The 19,199-nt window shown below is 61.6% G+C and carries 17 protein-coding genes and 1 other RNA gene; 9 read left to right on the top strand and 9 right to left on the bottom strand.

Annotation, left to right across the window (positions count from 1 at the left end):
* Positions 1–10 precede the first annotated feature (10 nt).
* The 6 genes from NA8A_RS01265 to NA8A_RS01240 all read right to left on the bottom strand — a co-directional run bounded on the left by NA8A_RS01265 (position 11) and on the right by NA8A_RS01240 (position 8,644).
* A complete protein-coding gene (locus NA8A_RS01265; protein WP_009449402.1) occupies positions 11–1,642 on the bottom strand; it encodes an ABC transporter ATP-binding protein in 1,632 nt (543 codons plus the stop codon).
* A complete protein-coding gene (locus tag NA8A_RS01260; RefSeq protein ID WP_009449401.1) occupies positions 1,639–2,790 on the bottom strand; it encodes an ABC transporter permease in 1,152 nt (383 codons plus the stop codon). The genes NA8A_RS01265 and NA8A_RS01260 overlap by 4 nt, the downstream gene beginning before the upstream one ends.
* A complete protein-coding gene (locus tag NA8A_RS01255) occupies positions 2,790–3,902 on the bottom strand; it encodes a microcin C ABC transporter permease YejB (RefSeq protein ID WP_009449400.1) in 1,113 nt (370 codons plus the stop codon). Before NA8A_RS01255 ends, NA8A_RS01260 begins: the two co-directional genes overlap by 1 nt.
* A 72-nt stretch (positions 3,903–3,974) precedes the next feature.
* Positions 3,975–5,795 (bottom strand): extracellular solute-binding protein, encoded by a 1,821-nt coding sequence (locus NA8A_RS01250; protein ID WP_051017937.1) that lies wholly within the window; start codon positions 5,793–5,795, stop codon positions 3,975–3,977.
* A gap of 65 nt (positions 5,796–5,860) precedes the next feature.
* The gene (locus NA8A_RS01245) at positions 5,861–7,753 is read right to left on the bottom strand and encodes an extracellular solute-binding protein (protein WP_009449398.1); all 1,893 of its coding nucleotides are present in this window, start codon (positions 7,751–7,753) and stop codon (positions 5,861–5,863) included.
* Between the two features lie 150 nt (positions 7,754–7,903).
* Positions 7,904–8,644, bottom strand: coding sequence for a c-type cytochrome (locus NA8A_RS01240; protein WP_009449397.1), 741 nt, complete (start codon positions 8,642–8,644; stop codon positions 7,904–7,906).
* A gap of 197 nt (positions 8,645–8,841) precedes the next feature.
* On the opposite strand from NA8A_RS01240, the gene NA8A_RS01235 reads away from it, so the two are divergent.
* The gene (locus tag NA8A_RS01235; RefSeq protein ID WP_009449396.1) at positions 8,842–9,588 is read left to right on the top strand and encodes a 3-deoxy-manno-octulosonate cytidylyltransferase; all 747 of its coding nucleotides are present in this window, start codon (positions 8,842–8,844) and stop codon (positions 9,586–9,588) included.
* A gap of 2 nt (positions 9,589–9,590) precedes the next feature.
* On the top strand, positions 9,591–10,460 hold the full coding sequence (locus NA8A_RS01230; protein WP_040671495.1) for a prephenate dehydratase: 870 nt from the start codon (positions 9,591–9,593) through the stop codon (positions 10,458–10,460).
* A 43-nt stretch (positions 10,461–10,503) separates the two neighbouring features.
* On the opposite strand, the gene nudC is transcribed toward NA8A_RS01230, so the two are convergent.
* The gene (nudC, locus tag NA8A_RS01225) at positions 10,504–11,454 is read right to left on the bottom strand and encodes an NAD(+) diphosphatase (RefSeq protein ID WP_009449394.1); all 951 of its coding nucleotides are present in this window, start codon (positions 11,452–11,454) and stop codon (positions 10,504–10,506) included.
* A gap of 33 nt (positions 11,455–11,487) precedes the next feature.
* A complete protein-coding gene (locus NA8A_RS01220) occupies positions 11,488–11,907 on the bottom strand; it encodes an HIT domain-containing protein (protein WP_009449393.1) in 420 nt (139 codons plus the stop codon).
* A 132-nt stretch (positions 11,908–12,039) separates the two neighbouring features.
* Here NA8A_RS01220 and ffs point away from each other — a divergent pair.
* From ffs to NA8A_RS01195, 6 genes are all read left to right on the top strand, one after another.
* Positions 12,040–12,136, top strand: an RNA gene (ffs, locus tag NA8A_RS24565) — signal recognition particle sRNA small type.
* 149 nt (positions 12,137–12,285) lie between these two features.
* Positions 12,286–14,130, top strand: coding sequence for a DNA polymerase III subunit gamma/tau (locus NA8A_RS01215; RefSeq protein ID WP_009449392.1), 1,845 nt, complete (start codon positions 12,286–12,288; stop codon positions 14,128–14,130).
* Between the two features lie 17 nt (positions 14,131–14,147).
* Positions 14,148–14,471 (top strand): YbaB/EbfC family nucleoid-associated protein, encoded by a 324-nt coding sequence (locus NA8A_RS01210; RefSeq protein ID WP_009449391.1) that lies wholly within the window; start codon positions 14,148–14,150, stop codon positions 14,469–14,471.
* 18 nt (positions 14,472–14,489) lie between these two features.
* Complete coding sequence (recR, locus tag NA8A_RS01205; RefSeq protein ID WP_009449390.1) at positions 14,490–15,095, top strand: recombination mediator RecR; 606 nt, start codon at positions 14,490–14,492, stop codon at positions 15,093–15,095.
* 16 nt (positions 15,096–15,111) lie between these two features.
* Positions 15,112–16,380 (top strand): lytic murein transglycosylase, encoded by a 1,269-nt coding sequence (locus NA8A_RS01200; protein ID WP_143087925.1) that lies wholly within the window; start codon positions 15,112–15,114, stop codon positions 16,378–16,380.
* A 492-nt stretch (positions 16,381–16,872) separates the two neighbouring features.
* Positions 16,873–17,274, top strand: a complete 402-nt coding sequence (locus NA8A_RS01195) for a Kazal-type serine protease inhibitor domain-containing protein (RefSeq protein ID WP_009449388.1) — start codon at positions 16,873–16,875, stop codon at positions 17,272–17,274.
* A gap of 136 nt (positions 17,275–17,410) precedes the next feature.
* Here NA8A_RS01195 and NA8A_RS01190 read toward each other — a convergent pair whose 3' ends face one another.
* Positions 17,411–18,097 carry a GntR family transcriptional regulator gene (locus tag NA8A_RS01190; protein WP_009449387.1) on the bottom strand — a complete coding sequence of 229 codons (687 nt, stop codon included), beginning with the start codon at positions 18,095–18,097 and terminating at the stop codon, positions 17,411–17,413.
* Positions 18,098–18,285: 188 nt separating this feature from the next.
* On the opposite strand from NA8A_RS01190, the gene NA8A_RS01185 reads away from it, so the two are divergent.
* Positions 18,286–19,194, top strand: a complete 909-nt coding sequence (locus NA8A_RS01185) for a dihydrodipicolinate synthase family protein (RefSeq protein ID WP_009449386.1) — start codon at positions 18,286–18,288, stop codon at positions 19,192–19,194.
* Positions 19,195–19,199: the final 5 nt, after the last annotated feature.

Below are 19,199 nucleotides of genomic sequence, written 5' to 3'. Positions count from 1 at the left end.
CCCGAAAAGACTATTCGCTGACGACCCCGCCATGGGTCGCCTCGATGTTGAAGGCGGCTGCAATGAGCGCGCGCGTATAGTCGGTCTGCGGTGCCTCGAAAATCTGCTCGGCGGTTCCGGTCTCGACCACCTTTCCCGCGCGCATGACAATCACGTTGTTGGCGAGCGCCCGTACGACCTTCAGGTCGTGGCTGATAAAGAGGTAGGCTAGATTATGCCGCTTCTGCAAATCGCGAAGCAGGTCGACCACCTGCGCCTGGACGCTCATGTCGAGCGCGGAGGTGGGCTCGTCCAGCATGACGAAACGCGGTTTCAGGACCATGGCGCGCGCTATTGCGATGCGCTGGCGCTGGCCGCCGGAAAACTCGTGCGGATAGCGGAAGCGGGTCTCCGGGTCGAGCCCGACTTCCTTCAGCACATCCACCACGGTGGCATCGCGTTCTTCAGCCGAAAGCCCCGGCTCATGAATGCGCAATCCCTCCTGGATGATCTCGGCGACCGACATGCGCGGGCTGAGCGAGCCGAAGGGATCCTGAAAGACGATCTGCAAGGCACGGCGATGCGGGCGCATCTGGCGGAAGCTCAATTGGTCGATATTCTTGCCGCAGAAGCGGATTTCGCCCTGCGAGGAAATCATGCGCGCCAGCGCAAGGCCGAGCGTGGTCTTGCCGGAGCCGGATTCGCCCACGACACCGAGCGTCTGTCCGGCGCAAACCCTGATGTTCACACCGTCCACCGCCTTGATGTAATCGACCGTACGACGCAACAGCCCCTTCTTGACAGGGAACCAGACCTTGACGTCGTCACCTTCCATAACCGTTTCGGCGTCGGGATTGGCCTTTGGCGGCTTGCCCTTCGGCTCGGCCGCCAGAAGATGGCGGGTATAGGGATGCTGCGGATTGGCGAAAATCTCGGCTGTCGGACCGGTCTCGACGATCTCGCCCTTCGTCATCACGCAGACGCGGTCGGCGACCTTGCGCACAATGCCCAGATCATGGGTGATGAAAAGCATGGACATGGATTTCTCGCGCCGCAGCTTGGCGAGCAGCTCCAGGATTTGCGCCTGAACCGTCACATCGAGCGCGGTGGTCGGCTCGTCGGCGATCAGCAGATCCGGTTCGTTGGCAAGAGCCATGGCGATCATAACACGCTGGCGTTGGCCGCCCGAAAGCTGGTGCGGGAAGGAATCCAGCCGCTTTTCAGGATCGCGTATACCCACCTGATTGAGAAGTTGCAGCGTGCGCTCGCGTGCGGCGGCATCGCCAAGGCCGCGGTGCAGCTTCAGGATTTCGCCGATTTGCCGCTCAATCGTGTGAAGCGGATTGAGCGAGGTCATCGGCTCCTGGAAGATCATGGCGATCTCGTTGCCGCGCACCTTGCGCAATTCCGTCTCGTTCGCCGACAGGAGGTCGGTATCCTTGTAAAGAATGCTGCCTGAGGGATGGCTTGCCGCCGGATAGGGGAGGAGTTTCAGCACGGAGAGTGCGGTCACCGACTTGCCGGAGCCGGATTCACCCACCAGCGCCACTGTCTCGCCCTTGGCGATGTCGAACGAAACATGATCAACCGCCAGCGTTTCCTGGTCGCCCTGTGTGAAGGAGACCGACAGGTCACGGATGGAAAGGAGAGGCGTTTCACTCATTTGAACGTCTTCCGCGGGTCGAAGGCGTCGCGCACGGCCTCGCCGACGAAGATCAGCAGCGACAGCATGATGGATAGGCTCAGGAAGCCCGTAATGCCGAGCCATGGCGCGTTGAGATTGCGCTGTCCCTGACGCAGCAGTTCACCCAGCGAGGGTGAGCCGGGCGGCAGGCCGAAGCCCAGAAAGTCGAGCGAGGTGAGCGTGGTGATCGAGCCGTTCAGGATGAAAGGCAGGAAGGTCAGCGTCGCCACCATGGCATTGGGCAGAAGATGGCGGAAGATGATGGTGCGGTTGGAGACGCCAAGCGCCCGCGCCGCGCTCACATATTCGAAATTGCGCGCACGAAGGAACTCCGCGCGCACCACGCCGACGAAGGCCACCCAGGAAAACAGAAGCATGATGCCGAGCAGGATGAAGAAGCCCGGCGGCAGGACGGCGGCAATGATGAGGATAAGATAAAGCACCGGCACTGAGGACCAGATCTCGATGAAACGCTGGAACAGAAGATCGGTCCAACCACCGAAATAGCCTTGAATGGCGCCTGCGGAAACGCCGATCAGCGCCGAGGCGGCGGTCAGGATCAGACCAAACAGCACCGAGATGCGGAAGCCATAGATTACGCGGGCAAGCACATCTCGCGCCTGATCGTCCGTGCCCAACCAGTTCCAGTTGCCGATGGTGCAGGCGGGGTCATCCACGCCGCCCGGATAGCGCTGGCAGCGCGTCTCGCGATTATAGAGCCAGGAAGGCTTGGCGGGAGCGGCTTCGGGAATCTCGTTGTTGGGCGTGCGGTAGGAATAGCGGATCGGCGGCCAGATCATCCAGCCATTCGCCTCGATCTCGTCGCGGATGACGGGATCGCGATAGTCTGTCACGGCGAGGAAGCCGCCGAATTTCTCCTCCGGGTAATCGACGGTCACCGGAAACAGGACCTCGCCCTTGTAGTAGGCAAGGACGGGCCTGTCGTTGGCGATGAACTCGGCGAACAGCGACAGAACGAAGAGGACGATGAAGATCCACAACGACCAATAGCCCCGGCGATTGGCCTTGAAGTTCTTCCAGCGGCGCTGGTTGATCGGCGAAAGGAACGGACGCGCAACCTCCCGGCGCACGGCTTCCACCTCGGTTTTCGCCTGGATGTCCGACATCAAACATCCCTCCGCTCGAAATCGATCCGCGGATCGATCAGCGTGTAGGTGACGTCGGAAATCAGGCTTATGAAGAGACCAAGCAGGGAGAAGATATAGAGGTTGGCGAAGACCACCGGATAGTCGCGATCGATGACAGAACGGAAGCCGAGCAGGCCGAGGCCATCGAGCGAGAAGATGCTCTCGATCAGCAGGGAGCCGGTGAAGAAGGAGGAGATGAAGGCGCCGGGAAAGCCTGCAATGATGATGAGCATCGCGTTGCGAAAGACGTGCCCGTAAAGCACCTGCCGCTCCGAAAGGCCCTTGGCGCGCGCCGTCACGACATATTGCTTGCGGATTTCATCGAGGAACGAGTTCTTCGTCAGAAGCGTGGTGGTGGCGAAGGCGGACAGGACCATTGCCGTGAGCGGCAGGGCCAGATGCCAGAAATAATCCAGGATGCGCGCCGGCCAGGACAGACTTTCCCAATTGTCGGAAGTCAGGCCGCGCAAGGGGAACCAGTCGAAGAACGAACCGCCCGCGAAAAGAACCATCAGAAGAATGGCAAAGAGAAAGCCCGGAACCGCATAGGCGACGATGATAATGCCGCTTGTCCAGACGTCGAAGGTCGAGCCGTCCTTGACGGCCTTGCGGATGCCGAGCGGGATGGAGATGCCGTAGGAAATCAGCGTGATCCACAGCCCCAGCGAAATGGAGACGGGCATTTTCTCCAGGATCAGGTCGATCACGGAAATGTCGCGGAAATAGCTCTCGCCGAAATCGAAACGCGCGTAGTTCCACAGCATCATGCCGAAGCGTTCCAGCGGCGGTTTGTCGAAGCCGAACTGTTTTTCGAGCGAGGCGATGAACTCGGGATCGAGCCCCTGGGCGCCGCGATATTTGGAGGTGACGCCGCTTCCCTCGACCGATCCTCCGCCGAAGGAGGAATTGCCCATATCGCCCCCGCCGCCGGAGATGCGCGCATCCGCGCCGCCCGCCTGGCCGGTGATCTGAGCGATGACCTGCTCGACCGGGCCGCCCGGCGCGAACTGCACCACGATGAAGGAGATGGCCATGATGCCCAGAAGGGTCGGGATCATGAGCAGGAGCCTGCGAAGAATATAGGCGCCCATCAGCCGGTCGCTCCCGCCACGGGATCAAACCCGGGCTGCTGGTTCATGGCGTTTCCGCCGCTTACCGCCATATCAAGCCTTGCCAATCGCTTTCGCCTTTTCCGCGTCGTACCACCACAACGATTCAACCGGGAAGAAATAGTCCGGTTTTTCAGCGCTGTAGCCAAACATATCCCAATGGGCGACGCGATGATTCGCCGCGTGCCAATTTGGAATCCACTCACGCCGCGCACGCAAGACCCTGTCGAGCACTTTGAGCGTCACGGTCAATTCCTCACGGGTCGATGCCTTGCCGGCAATCCCGATCAGTTCGTCGATGGCCGGATCAGCGGTACCGGAGAGATTCCATGATCCTTCAAGTCCCGCCGAGCGTGAATGGAAGAGTTGTTCGAGCCCGTCGACATCGGGCGTGGGATCGAGCCCGATCGCCATGGAGACCATGTCGAAATCGAAACCGACCTGCCGGCTCTGATATTGCGAAGCGTCCACGAGGCGGATGCTCGCATCGACGCCCAGCGCCCGCAGATTTTCCGTGAAACCCGCATCCGTGCGCAGGAATATCTCGTCACGGACCAGATATTCGAGAGTGAGGCGCGTACCCTTCTCGTTGTGCAGAATACCGTCGCGCGGGGTCCAGCCCGCTTCCGTCAGGAGCCGGCGCGCCTCGCGCAGGTTCTTCCGGTCGCGGCCCGTGCCGTCGGAGACCGGCTGCATGACCGCCTCGCCGAATGCCGCTTCCGGCACGTCGCCGCGAAACCGCTCCAGAAGTGGCCTCTCCGCATCGGAGGGCAGCCCCTCCGCCATGTAGGGCGAATTCTGAAAGAAGGAGTGGGAGCGCGTATAAGCGCCATAGAAAAGGTTGCGGTTCGTCCATTCGAAATCGAAACACAGGCCGACCGCCTCGCGCACCCGCGCATCGCGAAACTGCTCGCGCCGCTGATTGAGCACCAGACCGTAAAGAGACGGACGCTTCTCGCTCGGAATGCCGACCTGCAGGACACGGCCCTCGCGGATCGCCGGGAAATCGTAGCCCGTCGCCCAGGTCCGCGCGGTGAATTCCTCACGCCACAGCGTATCGCCCTTCTTGAACGCCTCGAAGCCGGCATTGCGGTCGCGGTAGAAATCGATGCGGATCCGGTCGAAATGGTTGAAGCCGCGGCGCGGTCCGAGATCGCGCGCCCAATAGTCCTCGACGCGATCATATTCGATATAACGTCCGGCCGAAAATCGCCCCACCTTGTAGGGGCCCGAGCCCAGAAGCGGTACAAGACGAGAGCTGTCGAAGCCGTTCTTCTCCACGGAAGCCCGCGAGAACACCGGATAGGTAACGACACCCAGAATGTTGCGCTGCGCCTGGCGGCCCGAAAATTCCAGGCGCACGCTGTCGGGGGCTTCGGCAACCGCCCGCTCCAGCTCGGCAAGGGGAAGCTGGAGCTGAGGATGGCCCTTTTCCTTTATCAACATATAGGAATGGGCGACGTCCTCTGCCGTCAGCGGCGTTCCGTCATGGAAGCGGGCTTCTGGTCTCAGCTTGAAAGTGAAGCTGTTGCGGTCTTCAGAAACCGTCACGGTCTCGGCCAACAGGCCATAGATCGCATCCGGCTCGTCATAGGCCCGCGTCATCAGCATATCGAAGCAAAGCTCCATGCGCGGCGGTGCATCGCCCGTGCGAACGAAGGAGTTCAACGTGTTGAAGGTCAGGACGTTCTGGTTGAAGAACCAGTAGCCAGGTTGAAAATTGAACACACCACCCCGAGGCGCTTCCGGGCTTGCATAATCGAACCGGGTGAAACCTTCGGGATATTTCAGATCGCCGAAGGCCGACAGGCCATGCAACGGCGCCCCCGTCTGGATATTGGCAAGCCCCTGGCGAGGGAGAAACGGTACCGCCATCGCGGCAGAGCCGGTGGCGATGAACTGCCGCCGGGAAAGACTTCCCGTCTCGCCGCGCCGCACCCTCAATTCTGGCTCCGATACTTGGAGGCAAGCACCTTTTCGCGCTCGGCGTCGATCCACCAGGCATCGAGGTCCACGCCGACATATTCGGGCTGCTTCTCCGGCATGCCGAACTTGTTCCAGAAAGCCACCCGGACATAGGGCGCGTGCCACTGGGGCACCCAGTAATAGTTCCACAGCAGAACCCGATCAAGCGCCCGGCTGGCGGCTACCAGCGTGTCGCGGTCGGGCGCGTAGACGATCTTCTCCACAAGCGCGTCCACGACAGAATCCTTCACGCCCGCCAGATTGCGGGAACCAGGGATATCGGCAGCCTGCGAACCCCAATATTCGCGCTGCTCGTTTCCGGGTGAAAGCGAGTTCACAAAGATGCTTGCGACGGCATCGAATTCGAAGTTGCGCACCCGGTTTACATATTGCGACGGATCGATGATGCGCAGGGACGTATCGATGCCGATCTTGCGCAGCGCCGTCATGAACGGCGTGGTGGTGATCTCGTCCGTCGGGCTGTTGCCCAGGAATTCGATGCGGAACTGCTCGCCCTTATCGTTCACCATGCGGCCATTCTTGATGGTCCAGCCTGCTTCGCCAAACAGCTTGATCGCCTCGCGCAGATAGGTGCGCTCGGCCTGCGGATTGTCATAGACGGGAAGCTTGAACTGCTCCGTGAAAACTTCCGGGGGCAGCTTGTCGCGATATTCGTCGAGAATCTCCAGTTCCTTGCCTTCCGGCAACCCGGTCGCGGCCAGTTCCGTTCCCTCGAAATAGCTGTCGGTGCGGGTGTAGGAATCAAAGAACAGCGTCCGGTTCATGCTTTCGAAATCGAAAGCGAGCGTCAGCGCCTGGCGCACATGACGGTCCTGAAACTGCGGGCGCCGCGTGTTTAGTACAAAGCCCTGCATCGGCTCGGCACCGCCGGTGTGAAATTCCTTCTTAATCACATCGCCGGCGTTGAAGGCTGGGAAAGTGTACTCCGTCGCCCAGCGCCGGGCGCGATTTTCCACGCGGATGTCCTGAAGGCCGCCCTTGGTGAAGGCAAGCCAGGCCGCGTTCTCGTCCTGGATATAGGTATAGCGCTTGCGGTCGATATTGTTGCGCCCGACATTGACCGGGAGGTCGGCGCCCCAGTAATCCTCGACCCGCTTCCAGATCACTTCCGAACCGGGCTTGAAGCTCTCGATCCGGTAGGGACCGCTGCCCAGTGGCGGCTCGAGCGTCGGCTCGGTAAAGTCGCGCTTCCTGCCGCTCGCATCCGTGCCTTCCCACCAGTGTTTCGGCAGGATCGGCATGTCGCCCATGATGTGCGGCAATTCCTTGTTGCCCTTCTGGTCGAAGCGGAACTCGACCTCACGCTCGGACAGGGCTACGGCCTCGGTGACGCTGGAAAAATACCGCGTATGCTGAGGGCTGTATTTCTTCAGCATCTCCAGCGTCCAGACCACGTCTTCCGCCGTGATCGGCGTGCCATCATGCCAGCGGGCTCTGGAATCGATGCGGTAAGTGGCGGAGGAAAAATCTTCCGGATATTTGAACGCCTCCGCGATCAATGGATAGCTCGTGCCAGGCTCGGTCAGGGATTGCTGCATAAGCGTGTCCCACAGGAACCCGCCGAAATAGTTGAGCCCCGCAGAAGCCGTGCCCCTGACAATAAAAGGGTTGAAGCTGTCGAACGTACCGAGAGCAACGCCATTCAGCGTTCCGCCCTTCGGCGCATCCTTGTTGACATAATCGTAATGCTCGAACGGCGCGGCGGTTTCGCTTTCAGGGGCAATCAGCGAGGAACGCGTTCTCCATTCATCCGCCGCACTGGCGGGAAATCCGGCCACAAGGCCCGCGCTCAGGAATGCCGCGGCCAGGCAAGCCGCCATTTTCGTCCTCGCGCCGATTGCCCGCATCCTGAACTCCTCTTTTTTTCATTCCCCGGTCGAAGGTAGACCATCGCTGGCGCAAGGCAAGTGGTGTCGCGTTCCCGGCCCCCATGCAGCGCCCCAACAAAAAAGCCGGGCGAACCCGGCTTTTTCAAGTGTGACGAAATTAAATTTTCGTTAGTTGGCGGTCGCGCCGCCTTCCTGCGTCGCACCATCGGTTGCCGGAGCTTGCTCTGCAGGGGCCTGTTCAGCCGGAGCCTGCTCGGTCGGAGCAGCGTCCTGCGTGGCACCTTCGGCCGGAGCGGCATCCTGAGAGGGTGCTGCACCTTCTGCGGGAGTCGCAGAAGCATCGCTGCCACCTTCGGTCTCAGCAGCCGGGAAAGGAACCGGGTTGGCCGCATGCTGGCGCAGATAAGCGATAACGTCGGCGCGGTCCTCGATCTTCTTCAGACCGGCGAACGCCATGGCGGTTCCGGACACGAAGCCCTTCGGATTGGTCAGGAAGTGATCCAGATTCTCGTAGGTCCAGTGCTTGCTGTTACCTTCGGAGAATTCCTTCATGCCGGCCGAATAGCTGAAGCCCTCATGGCTGGCGATCGGACGGTCGACAATCTCCCAGAGATTCGGGCCGACCTTGTTGGCGCCGCCCTCCTCAACCGTGTGGCAAGCCTGGCAGCGCTTGAAGATGTTCTCGCCCTTTGCCGGATCGGCAGAAGCCAGAAGCGGCGCGATGGACTGAGGCGCAGCATCTTCCTTGCCAGCGCCTTCGCCTCCGCTCTCGGCGACCTCGATCGCATAACCGGGCTTCTCGGGCGCAGGCGAATGGAAAATCGCATCCGAGACGAGGTTGATGGAGAAGATGACGAAGACAGCGCCAAGCAGCGCGCCAAGGATCTTATTGAGTTCGAAAGAGTTCATTCGCCCTGAGGCTCCCTTTTCCAGACGCCCGCGGCAAGATGGAAACCGTCGTCTCCAGCGCTCGTGTCCCCCGCGATCGGCCGATGCCGGTAAAATCGCGCGGAAACTAGGTCTTTTGCTCGACGCTTGCAACACATATAAGGCTCAACCTGTGAGACTTTTTGCCACCTGTGTGTTTCCCGAGAGCATTGCACCCCATGCCCGTCCTCATCCTCATTCCAGCGCGGATGGCCTCAACCCGCCTTCCCGGCAAGCCCATGGCCGATATCGCCGGCCGTCCGATGATCGTGCAGGTTGCCACCCGCGCCGCGGAGAGCGGTATGGGCAGAATCGTGGTGGCGACCGATTCGGGCGAGGTCGCGAATGCGGTGGAGAAAGCCGGCTTCGAAGCCGTGATGACGCGTGGCGATCACGAGACGGGCTCAGACCGCATCTTCGAAGCGCTGGGCAAGATCGATCCCGAACGCCGTTGCGATACGATCATCAACCTGCAGGGCGATCTGCCGACGATACCGCCGGCCGATATCGAGGCCGTGCTGCGGCCTCTCGAAGAGCCCTCGGTCGATATCGCCACGCTGGGCGTCGAGATCGTCCATGAAGCGGAGAAGACCAATCCGAATGTGGTGAAGATCGTAGGCACGCCATCGCCGGTCGATGCCGCACGTCTGCGCGCGCTTTATTTCACGCGAGCCACGGCGCCCTGGGGCGACGGGCCGCTCTACCATCATATCGGCATCTATGCCTATCGACGCGCAGCGCTCGAGCGCTTCGTCACCCTTTCACCCTCCCCGCTCGAGCGGCGCGAGAGGCTGGAACAATTGCGCGCTCTGGAAGCCGGCATGCGCATCGACGCCGAAATCGTGGCCTCCGTGCCGCTCGGTGTCGACACGCCGGAGGATCTGGAGCGGGCTCGCGAAATCCTTTCAGTGAAGACGGACCTTTGAAGATGGCACCCAAGACCAACAAGATTGCCTTCCAGGGCGAACCCGGAGCCAACTCCGACACGGCGTGCCGCAACATGTTTCCGGACATGGACCCGCTGCCCTGCCCGACCTTCGAGGACGCCTTCAATGCCGTTGAATCGGGCAAATGCGACCTCGCCATGATTCCGATCGAAAACACGCTTGCCGGTCGCGTGGCGGATATTCACTATCTCTTGCCGCAGTCCAAACTGCATATCGTCGGAGAATATTTCCTGCCGATCCATTTTCACCTGATGGTTCTGCCCGGCGTTTCGACCGATGAAATCAAGACTGTCTACAGCCATATCCACGCGCTTGGGCAGTGCCGCAATGTGATCCGCAAGAACCGCTGGAAAGGCACGGTGGCAGGCGATACGGCGGGGGCTGCCCGGCTCGTGGCGGAACTGGGCGAGCGTTCGAATGCAGCGCTGGCGCCTTTTCTCGCAGCCGAAATGTACGGCCTCGATATCGCCATGGAGCATGTCGAGGACGCCGACAACAATGTCACGCGGTTTGTGGTTCTCTCCAAGGAGAAACACTGGGCGAAGCGCACATCGCCCGACCAGGCCATGGTGACGACGTTCATCTTCCGGGTGCGCAACGTCCCGGCAGCATTGTACAAGGCCATGGGGGGCTTCGCCACGAACGGCGTGAACATGACCAAGCTGGAGAGCTACCAGCTCGGCGGCAAGTTCTTCTCGACACTCTTTTACGCCGACATCGAAGGGCATCCAGACGACAAGAATGTCGCTCTGGCCCTGGAGGAACTGGGCTTCTTCTCACGCGAAGTGCGCATTCTGGGCGTCTATGAAGCCCATCCCTTCCGCGCCGCGCAGAGCGAGGACGAAGACTAGGACGACCTATACCCGACCAGCCTTTCGCCTCGTGGAGGTCGGATCACACCTCAACCTGCGCCGCCCAGTCGCGGATCAGAACGGAAGCAATGGCGCCGGGAGGCGGCAGGCGATAGTCTTCGGGATGGTTCCCGTCGATCATGGCGAGCACTTCCTCCCGCGTGAACCAGCGGCAAGCCTCCAGTTCCTTGGCATCCACCTCGACGGCATCGCTCAGACCTTCGGCATAGCAACCGATCATCAACGTGTAAGGGAAAGGCCAGGGCTGGCTCGCGTGATACGAGACACGCCCGACCGCAATGCTCGATTCTTCCAGCGTCTCGCGGCGCACCGCCGCCTCGATGGTCTCGCCCGGCTCCACGAAACCGGCGAGACAGGAGATCATGCCGGGCGCAAAGTGCGGACCACGCCCGAGAAGGCAGCGCCCGTTCCTGACCGTCAGCATGATGACGACGGGATCGGTGCGGGGAAAATGTTCGCGGCCGCAGGCAGCGCATACGCGCTTGTAACCGCCTGCACGCATCGCCGTCTCGCCGCCGCAACGGCCGCAGAAACGGTGATTCGCATGCCATGCGAGAAGCGCACCGCCCTGCGCCATGGCGCCAAGCGCCGGCGCATCAAGCAGACCCTGCGAATAGACCGAACGGAAATCGATTGCCTTTATGTCTTCCGGCAGCGCTTCGGGATCGCCCCCAAAAGAAACAGCAAGCACGGGCACATCATCCTCATGCCCCAGAAGCACGGCTTCGGCCACTTTCCCGCCAAGCGTCTCGACCTCGGACAAGGGGAAATAGGGCCGAAAGCGGTTCTCGCCCTCGATGCGCAGGCAGATGCGCCCCTCACCCATAAGAAGAAGCCGGGCATCGGGATGGCCTAACGCAGTTTGCGCGGAATCGTCCGTACGGGTTTCGGACTGGCGGTCGATGCGGTTTCCGGAGAACGCGACGCGCAGGCTTGCCTCGTCGCGCGGATTGTCGAAGACGGATTGGTTCATGTGGGGATTTGGACCTTCAGCGTGGTCCAGTGATCATAGCTTGCCGCGAATCGTTTCGGCAAGCTGATGCAACGCTTCTCGCCGATAAGGTTCGCGTACCCCATAGCCCCAGACGGGCCCGGGCCAGCCGGCATCGCCCTCATTGCGGGCGACCACGTGGATGTGAAGCTGGCGCACCACATTGCCAAGGGCGGCCGTGTTGATCTTGGTGCAACCGGTCATATCCTTGAGCGTCTGGGCAACCATATTGGTCTCGAAACTGACCATCGCCTGATCAAGCGGGGTAAGCTCGTGGACTTCCTCGGTCCCCGGCCGCTGCGGAATGAGAATCAGCCAGGGCCAGCGCTTGTCGTCACGCAGACGCAATTCGCACAGACCAAGCCACATGACATGAATGCTCTCCGCATCGAGGCGCGGATCGAGTTCAAACCCTGTCTTGGTGCCCGGCAGCATGGCGTCTCCCCAGTATTCTTGCGATCCAAGCTAGATTGAGCTGCCCCGGCCTGCAAGCGAATGATTATGGGGCCACAGGAAAGCGCATATCCTCCCTTGCATTTGCCGCCGCGATTGCCGATATGGGGACCGGGAGGTTGGTGGTGGACGAGCCACTCGCCAACCGGGTCAGGTCCGGAAGGAAGCAGCCCTAACGAGCCCGGCACGGGTCACCGTGCCAGCCTCCCACCTTTTTCCTGTCGCCCCTTGTCCTTTCGCCTCAGGCAATGGCCACGTGGCGAGCTCTGTTGTCCATTTTGTTCGGCAAACGATTGACGAATGCCGAACTGGAAGTGAACACTGGGCACATCACGGCATCAGACGGAGCGCAGCGGCCCAATGAGCGAAACCGGCACCAGCGCACAGGACAGGAACGGCGGCGCCTACCGCGTTCTTGCGCGCAAATACCGGCCAAGCGATTTTTCCGGGCTGATCGGCCAGGAGCCGATGGTGCGTACGCTCACCAACGCCTTTTCGGCGGGGCGCATCGCCCAGGCCTGGATGCTGACGGGCGTTCGCGGCGTGGGCAAGACCACGACCGCCCGCATTCTGGCGCGTGCGCTGAACTACAAGACCGACACGATCGACAAGCCGAGCGTCGACCTTTCAAGCGAGGGCGAGCATTGCCGCGCCATTCTCGAGGGGCGCCATGTCGACGTGATCGAGATGGACGCCGCCTCGCATACGGGCATCGACGACATCCGCGAGATCATCGAACAGGTGCGCTACGCGCCCGTTTCGGCCCGCTACAAGGTCTACATCATCGACGAGGTTCACATGCTCTCCAACCAGGCCTTCAACGGCCTGTTGAAGACGCTTGAGGAACCGCCGCCGCATGTGAAATTCATCTTCGCCACGACAGAAATCCGCAAGGTTCCCATCACGATCCTGTCGCGCTGCCAGCGCTTCGACCTGCGCCGCATCGATGCCGCCGTCATCAAGACGGATCTGGCGCGCATCGGCGGGCTGGAGAATGTGGAGACCGAGGACGAGGCGCTCGCCATGATTGCGCGCGCTGCCGAAGGCTCGATGCGCGATGCCCAGTCGATCTTCGACCAGGCGATCGCCCATTCCTCCGGCAAGGTGACCGCCGAGACCGTGCGCGACATGCTGGGGCTCGCCGACCGCAGCCGGGTGATCGACCTGTTCGAACACCTGATGAAGGGCGATGTGGCCGCGGCCCTTGCCGAATTCCGCGCGCAATACGATGTGGGCGCCGATCCGGCAACGGTGCTGAACGATCTTGCCGAATTCAACCACCTGGTGACGCGACTGCGCTTCGTGCCGGAAGCCGCCGAGGACGCCGCCCTTTCCGAGGACGAACGCACACGCGGCGCGGATTTTTCGAAATCGCTGTCCATACGGGTTCTTTCGCGCGCCTGGCAGATGCTCCTGAAGGGTATTCAGGAGGTGCAAAGTTCCAACCGGCCCGTTGCGGCAGGTGAGATGGTGCTGATCCGTATCGCGCATGCGGCAAATCTGCCGACCCTCGACGAGGCGTTGAAGGATCTGGAAAATCGCCCTGCAGGCGCAGGCAATGGCGGTGGGCAACCCGGAGGGCTACCGGCCTCGTCTCTGGCCAATAGTGGCGGCGGACAAGGGGGCGGCATGCCCATGGCGAGTGCCGTCGCCGGCCAGCGCATGCCGGTTTCCGGCGGCGGGCAGACGATGCGGCTGGTGCAAGCGGCTCCCATGCAGGAGCAAGCCCCGATACAGGCTGCGCCCATCGCGACGCCGCAGGCCGAGCCCGACGCCGTGCCGCTCGCCTCACTTGAGGACATCGCCAATCTTGCCGATTCGAAGCGCGACATGGCCTTCAAGGTGCTCTTCAAGCGCTATGTGCGGCTGGTGCGCATCGAGCCGGGACATCTTGCGGTCAATCTCACGGACGATGCGCCCAAGACGTTGCTCGGCGATCTGACCAACCGGCTCAAGGACTGGACAGGGCGGCGCTGGATCGTCTCGATATCGAGCGAGCCCGGCAGCCAGACGCTGGCGGAACAGGAAACCGGCCGGCGCGAAAGCGCCATCGCCGATGCCAAAGCAGATCCGGTGGTCGCGGCGATCCTGCAACAATATCCCGGCGCGCGCATCGTGGATGTGCGCATTCCCGACGTGGTGGCTGAGGAAGAGGCCGGCCCCGTCGCGGCAATCGAGCCGGACGACGATGACGACGACTTCTGATCAAACTGGAGACCAACATGCGTGATCTCATGGGCCTCATGGGCAAGGCCAAGGAAATGCAGGCCAAATTTCAGGCCATGCAGGAAGAAATCTCGAAGATGGAGGCCGAGGGCCAGGCGGGAGGCGGCGCCGTGAAGGTGACGCTTTCAGGCAAATTCGAGCTGAAGGGCATCAAGATCGATCCTTCGCTTCTCAAGGAAGACGAGGCGGAAATTCTCGAAGACCTGATCCTTGCCGCCCACAACGACGCCAAGGCCAAGATCGAGGCCGAAATGCAGAGCAAGACGCAGGAAATGACGGCCGGCCTGCCGATCCCGCCGGGAATGAAGCTGCCGTTCTGACCGGGAGCTTGCAGCACAATGTCGAAAGCCATCGCCGGCCCTGAAATCGAGCGCCTCATCCAGCTTCTGGCCCGTGTGCCGGGGCTTGGGCCGCGCTCGGCCCGGCGGGCTGCGCTGCATCTCATCAAGAAGAAGGAGCAGCTCTTCGCGCCGCTCTCCTCGGCCATGGCCGAGGCGCTTGAGCGCGTGCGCATCTGCTCCACCTGCGGCAATGTCGACACCAGCGATCCTTGCACCATCTGTACCGATCCGCGCCGAGACGGGGCCACGATCATCGTCGTGGAGGATGTCTCCGACCTGTGGGCGCTGGAGCGGGCCGGTGCGATGAACGCTCGCTATCACGTGCTGGGCGGAACGCTGTCACCACTCGATGGCGTGGGGCCGGACGATCTCAACATCAAGGGGTTGGTGAGCCGGGTCGCAGAAGGCGGCGTTTCGGAGATCATTCTCGCGGTCAATGCGACCGTCGAGGGCCAGACCACCGCCCACTACATCACCGATCAGATGGCAGGCATGGATGTGAAGGTCACCCGTCTCGCCCATGGCGTGCCGGTCGGCGGCGAACTCGATTATCTGGACGAGGGCACGCTTGCCGCCGCCCTCAAATCACGCACCGCATTCTGAAGAGGCGAGACGCAGCATGAAGAGCAGTATGGCCCGGCTTTCGCGTCTCTCACGCCGCACCGCAGGTCTCACCGCAGCAGCGCTTCTGGCAGGTCTTCTCACCTTCCCTACAACCCTCTCCGCACAATCCGTCGAGCAGCAGTTCCAAAGCTGGCTTGCCAAGGATTTATGGCCGGAAGCACGGGCGCGCGGGATTTCCACCGATACGTTCAACGCCGCCTTTGCGGGCGTGAAGCCCAATCTAAAGTTGCCGGACCTCGTTCTGCCCGGAGAAAGCAGGCCGCGCAGCGATAAGCAGCACCAGGCGGAATTCCGCGCGCCTTCCGCCTATTTCCAGCATGTGGGAGGCGTGGTCTCCGGAGGCAAGGCGCGCGCGCAGAGGCTGACGTCCGGTCTTGCCGCAATCGAGAAACGCTATGGCGTGCCGCGTGGTATCCTGCTGGCCGTCTGGGGGCGGGAATCGGGATTTGGCAGCGCCAAGATCCCTTATGATGCCTTCGAGGTGCTTGGCACCAAAGCGTTTCTGGCAACCCGCAAGGACATGTTCCGGCAGGAAGTGCTGGCAGCGCTCGAAATGGTCGAGAAGCGCGGCGTCGGTGCGCGCATGCTGCGCTCTTCCTGGGCCGGAGCCATGGGCCAGCCGCAATTCATGCCGACTTCCTATCTCAAGTATGCGGTGGACGGCGATGGCGACGGCAGCGCCGACATCTGGGGCTCCGAACTCGACACGCTGGCCTCGATCGCGAACTATCTCGCCCGGCATGGCTGGGCGAACGGACGCGACTGGGGGTTTGAGGTTGTGTTACCCGGCAATGTGTCATGCTCGCTCGAAGGCCCCGACCGGGGTCGCAGCATTGCCGACTGGCAGGCTCTGGGGATCAGACGCGTGGGCGGAAAGGCTTTTCCGGCCCATGAGCTCGGCGCCGAAGGCTATCTGATGCTTCCGGCAGGGCGCTTTGGCCCGGCCTTCATCGTCACGCCGAATTTCTACCGCCTGAAGGACTATAATGAGAGCGATCTTTACGCGCTCTTCATCGGGCATGCGGGCGACCGCATCATGTATGGCGACAATGGTTTCGTGGCCCCATGGCAGAAGGTCTCCGGCTTCAGCCGCAGCGACGTGGCGGCCATGCAGCGCGGTCTGGAGAAGCTCGGCCATGACGTGGGCGGCGCCGACGGGCTCGCCGGATTCAAGACACGGCGTTCCATCGGTGCCTGGCAGGAGAAAAACGGTCTGGCGGCCACTTGCTTCCCCGAAAAAGACACGGTTCGCCGATTGAAATAGTGTGTTGCAACGCGTGGGGGCGCCTGCCGCCGGTCTGGCGGTCATTTTAGGACCAATCCATGTTTTCAAGCTCGATTTCCGGGCGGCCCTTTTTGAAGGCCGCCTTCCTGTCATCCTCCCTCGCCATTGCTGGATGCATAGACACGGTATCGCGCAACAGCGAGCCCGCGCCACTTCCACCGCGCTCCGTTTACTCCAATGACAATTCGGACTGCACCAGCAGAGACCCGCGCCAAGCGAACTGCGTACCGCGGGCGAACACAGAAACGAGCGCCTGCAACAGCCGCAATCTCGAAGGATGCAACAAAGGCTATCGTTAAGAGACACTCCGCCACACCGCCGATGTTCTTTAGTGCGAGCCCTGAAATGCGCTAACCATCGGCGGCGAAGTGCGGCTATCCATGAACAATTGGGTAGCGAATGTTCAAAAATCGGCTAATCTCCCCGCGGATTGATCATGCGGAGAGACCGCAGTTTTGAGGAGGGGTTACCGTGCTGATTTCGAAACTCATTACACGTCTTGCCGCACTGTTCGGCGCGGCAATTATTCTTGCGAGCTGTACCGTGGTCGTGGAAGAACCGCCGACCCGGCCCCTGCCGCCGCGGCCCGACCGGCCGCAGATCTGCACGCGCGAATATGCACCGGTCTGCGCGCGCGCCGGTTCGCGCCAGCGCACCTTCTCCAATGCCTGCATGGCGCGTGCCGCGGGCTTCCGGGTGCAGCATCCCGGTCAGTGCCGCCCGCAGTCGAGCCGTCCTGACCGGCCACAGGCCTGCACGATGGAATATCGCCCTGTTTGCGCAAAGCGCGGCGGCAGCATCCGCACATTCGGCAATGCCTGTGGCGCACGCGCCGAAGGCTATCGGGTGATCCGGCCTGGAGCCTGCCGATAGAGCATCCTTCAATCAGGTGGTTTCACCTGATGTCTGCACAAATGCTAGAGAAACAAAATGAAGGAGCGTCCCTTTCGGTCACGGAAGGGACGCTCCTTCATTTTAGCACCACCGAAACGGCCGCGAGGTTTTCGTTTCAGTGGCTTTCTGCCTGAGCCACCGCCCGGCGCTCCTCGATAAAGACCAGAAGGGAACGGCTGGCGTCCAGGATATGCGCACGGGTCAATCGTGCCGCCTCGTCCGCATCGCCTCGGGCACAGGCATCGTAGATCGCCTGATGTTCGGCGCGGGCCCTCGTCATTCCGTTGGTGAGGGTGAGCTGGGCGCGCAGATAGCGGTCCACCCGGTCAAGCGAAGAGCGGATCACCTGTAGATGATAGGGGCGACCGGCAGCCTCGTAGAGACTGTAGTGGAAGTTTCGATTGATCTCGCCCCAAAGCGAAGCATCGGGCTCCGAGGCGAAAGCCTGAAGATGGCGATAGGCCTCAGCGAGTTGCTCCTCACTCAACCGGGGCACGGCCAGTCGGATCACCTCGCTTTCAAGCAGCGCCCGGAACTCGAATATTTCCTCCACTTCGGCAGAGGAAAGAGCTGCCACGACCGTTCCCTTGTAGCGCTCGTTCGCAACGAGACCTTCTTGCTCCAGCCGTTTCAACGCCTCGCGCACGGGTATGCGGCTGGTGTTGAACATCTGCGCGATATGGTCCTGGCGCAGGTGCTCACCCTCCGCCAGTTCGCCCTCGATGATGGCCTTGCGCAGAGCCTCGAACACCACATCGGCTGCCGAAGCCGATTGCCGAATGTCCACGGTTTCGAGTTTCATCGTTTTCCTGCTCCTGGGCCTGCCCAATTCATCGCATGTCGCTGCAATTTCCCCTATTGTATATTGGATCCAATCTGAGTTAAAGAGTCTTCATGACTGGTCTGCAGTCTTTTTGGCTGGCAGGCTGACGGTCCCTGGTCGCATCGCCGCACATAAGGCGGATGCGCTTTCCGAGAGGAGTTACGGGCATGTGGAAAGGTGTTTTTCCGGCTGTCACCACGAAGTTCACCACAGACGACACGCTCGATCACAAAGAGATGGAGCGTTGCTTCGCATTGCAGATGGAAGCCGGCAGCGACGGCCTGATCGTCTGCGGCTCCCTTGGCGAAGGCTTCATGCTGTCGCATGAGGAGCGCCTTGCGGTGCTGAAGACCGCGCAATCGGTGGCCGGCAGCAAGCCTGTCCTTCTGACCATTGCGGAAGCAGCAACGCGCGACGCGGCGGAGCTTGCCAGAAAAGCCGCCAAGGCAGGTGCTGCCGGGCTGATGGTTGTGCCAAGCCCGATCTATCACACCAATCCGGAAGAAACGGTCGCAACGCTGAGCGCGGTCGCGCAGGCAGGTGACCTGCCGGTGATGATCTATTCCAACCGGGTCGCCTATCGCGTCGATGTGACCGTCGAGATCATGGAGAAGCTGGCCGCCGACAAGCGCTTTGTCGCCGTGAAGGAATCCTCCGACGATATCCGTCGCACGACGGAAATCCTGTCGCATTTCGGCGACCGCTTCGACGTCTTCACCGGCGTCGACAATCTTGCGCTCGAGGCGCTTGCCATGGGCGCCGTCGGCTGGGTGGCCGGCCTCGTTGTCGCCTTCCCGCGCGAAACGGTGGCGATCTACCGCCTTGCCAAGGCAGGCCGCTGGAACGAAGCGCGCGCGATCTATCGCTGGTTCCGCCCGCTGCTCGATCTCGATGTCTCCACTTATCTCGTGCAGAACATCAAGCTGGTGGAAGCCCTTGAACTCGGTTCCACGGAACATGTTCGCATGCCGCGCATGCCGCTTTCCGGCGAGAACCGCAAGCGGGTGGAACAGGTCGTTCGCGATGCGCTCGCCGCACGGCCTGCATTGCCCGATCTTTCCCAGCTCGCTGCCTGACCGGG

This window comes from Nitratireductor indicus C115, from assembly GCF_000300515.1.
GTDB classification, from domain to species: domain Bacteria; phylum Pseudomonadota; class Alphaproteobacteria; order Rhizobiales; family Rhizobiaceae; genus Nitratireductor; species Nitratireductor indicus.
This window is presented reverse-complemented; position numbering and strand designations above follow the sequence as displayed.

Bases quoted from the DNA above. Each gene is read 5' to 3' on its own strand.
- NA8A_RS01185 (WP_009449386.1), top strand. From the start codon at position 18,286: ATGTGGAAAGGTGTTTTTCCGGCTGTCACCACGAAGTTCACCACAGAC.
- NA8A_RS01265 (WP_009449402.1), bottom strand. From the start codon at position 1,642: ATGAGTGAAACGCCTCTCCTTTCCATCCGTGACCTGTCGGTCTCCTTC.
- NA8A_RS01230 (WP_040671495.1), top strand. From the start codon at position 9,591: ATGGCACCCAAGACCAACAAGATTGCCTTCCAGGGCGAACCCGGAGCC.
- NA8A_RS01260 (WP_009449401.1), bottom strand. From the start codon at position 2,790: ATGTCGGACATCCAGGCGAAAACCGAGGTGGAAGCCGTGCGCCGGGAG.
- NA8A_RS01215 (WP_009449392.1), top strand. From the start codon at position 12,286: ATGAGCGAAACCGGCACCAGCGCACAGGACAGGAACGGCGGCGCCTAC.
- NA8A_RS01250 (WP_051017937.1), bottom strand. From the start codon at position 5,795: ATGGCGGTACCGTTTCTCCCTCGCCAGGGGCTTGCCAATATCCAGACG.
- NA8A_RS01245 (WP_009449398.1), bottom strand. From the start codon at position 7,753: ATGCGGGCAATCGGCGCGAGGACGAAAATGGCGGCTTGCCTGGCCGCG.
- NA8A_RS01190 (WP_009449387.1), bottom strand. From the start codon at position 18,097: ATGAAACTCGAAACCGTGGACATTCGGCAATCGGCTTCGGCAGCCGAT.
- NA8A_RS01240 (WP_009449397.1), bottom strand. From the start codon at position 8,644: ATGAACTCTTTCGAACTCAATAAGATCCTTGGCGCGCTGCTTGGCGCT.
- NA8A_RS01235 (WP_009449396.1), top strand. From the start codon at position 8,842: ATGCCCGTCCTCATCCTCATTCCAGCGCGGATGGCCTCAACCCGCCTT.
- NA8A_RS01200 (WP_143087925.1), top strand. From the start codon at position 15,112: ATGAAGAGCAGTATGGCCCGGCTTTCGCGTCTCTCACGCCGCACCGCA.
- nudC (WP_009449394.1), bottom strand. From the start codon at position 11,454: ATGAACCAATCCGTCTTCGACAATCCGCGCGACGAGGCAAGCCTGCGC.
- NA8A_RS01255 (WP_009449400.1), bottom strand. From the start codon at position 3,902: ATGGGCGCCTATATTCTTCGCAGGCTCCTGCTCATGATCCCGACCCTT.
- recR (WP_009449390.1), top strand. From the start codon at position 14,490: ATGTCGAAAGCCATCGCCGGCCCTGAAATCGAGCGCCTCATCCAGCTT.
- NA8A_RS01220 (WP_009449393.1), bottom strand. From the start codon at position 11,907: ATGCTGCCGGGCACCAAGACAGGGTTTGAACTCGATCCGCGCCTCGAT.
- NA8A_RS01210 (WP_009449391.1), top strand. From the start codon at position 14,148: ATGCGTGATCTCATGGGCCTCATGGGCAAGGCCAAGGAAATGCAGGCC.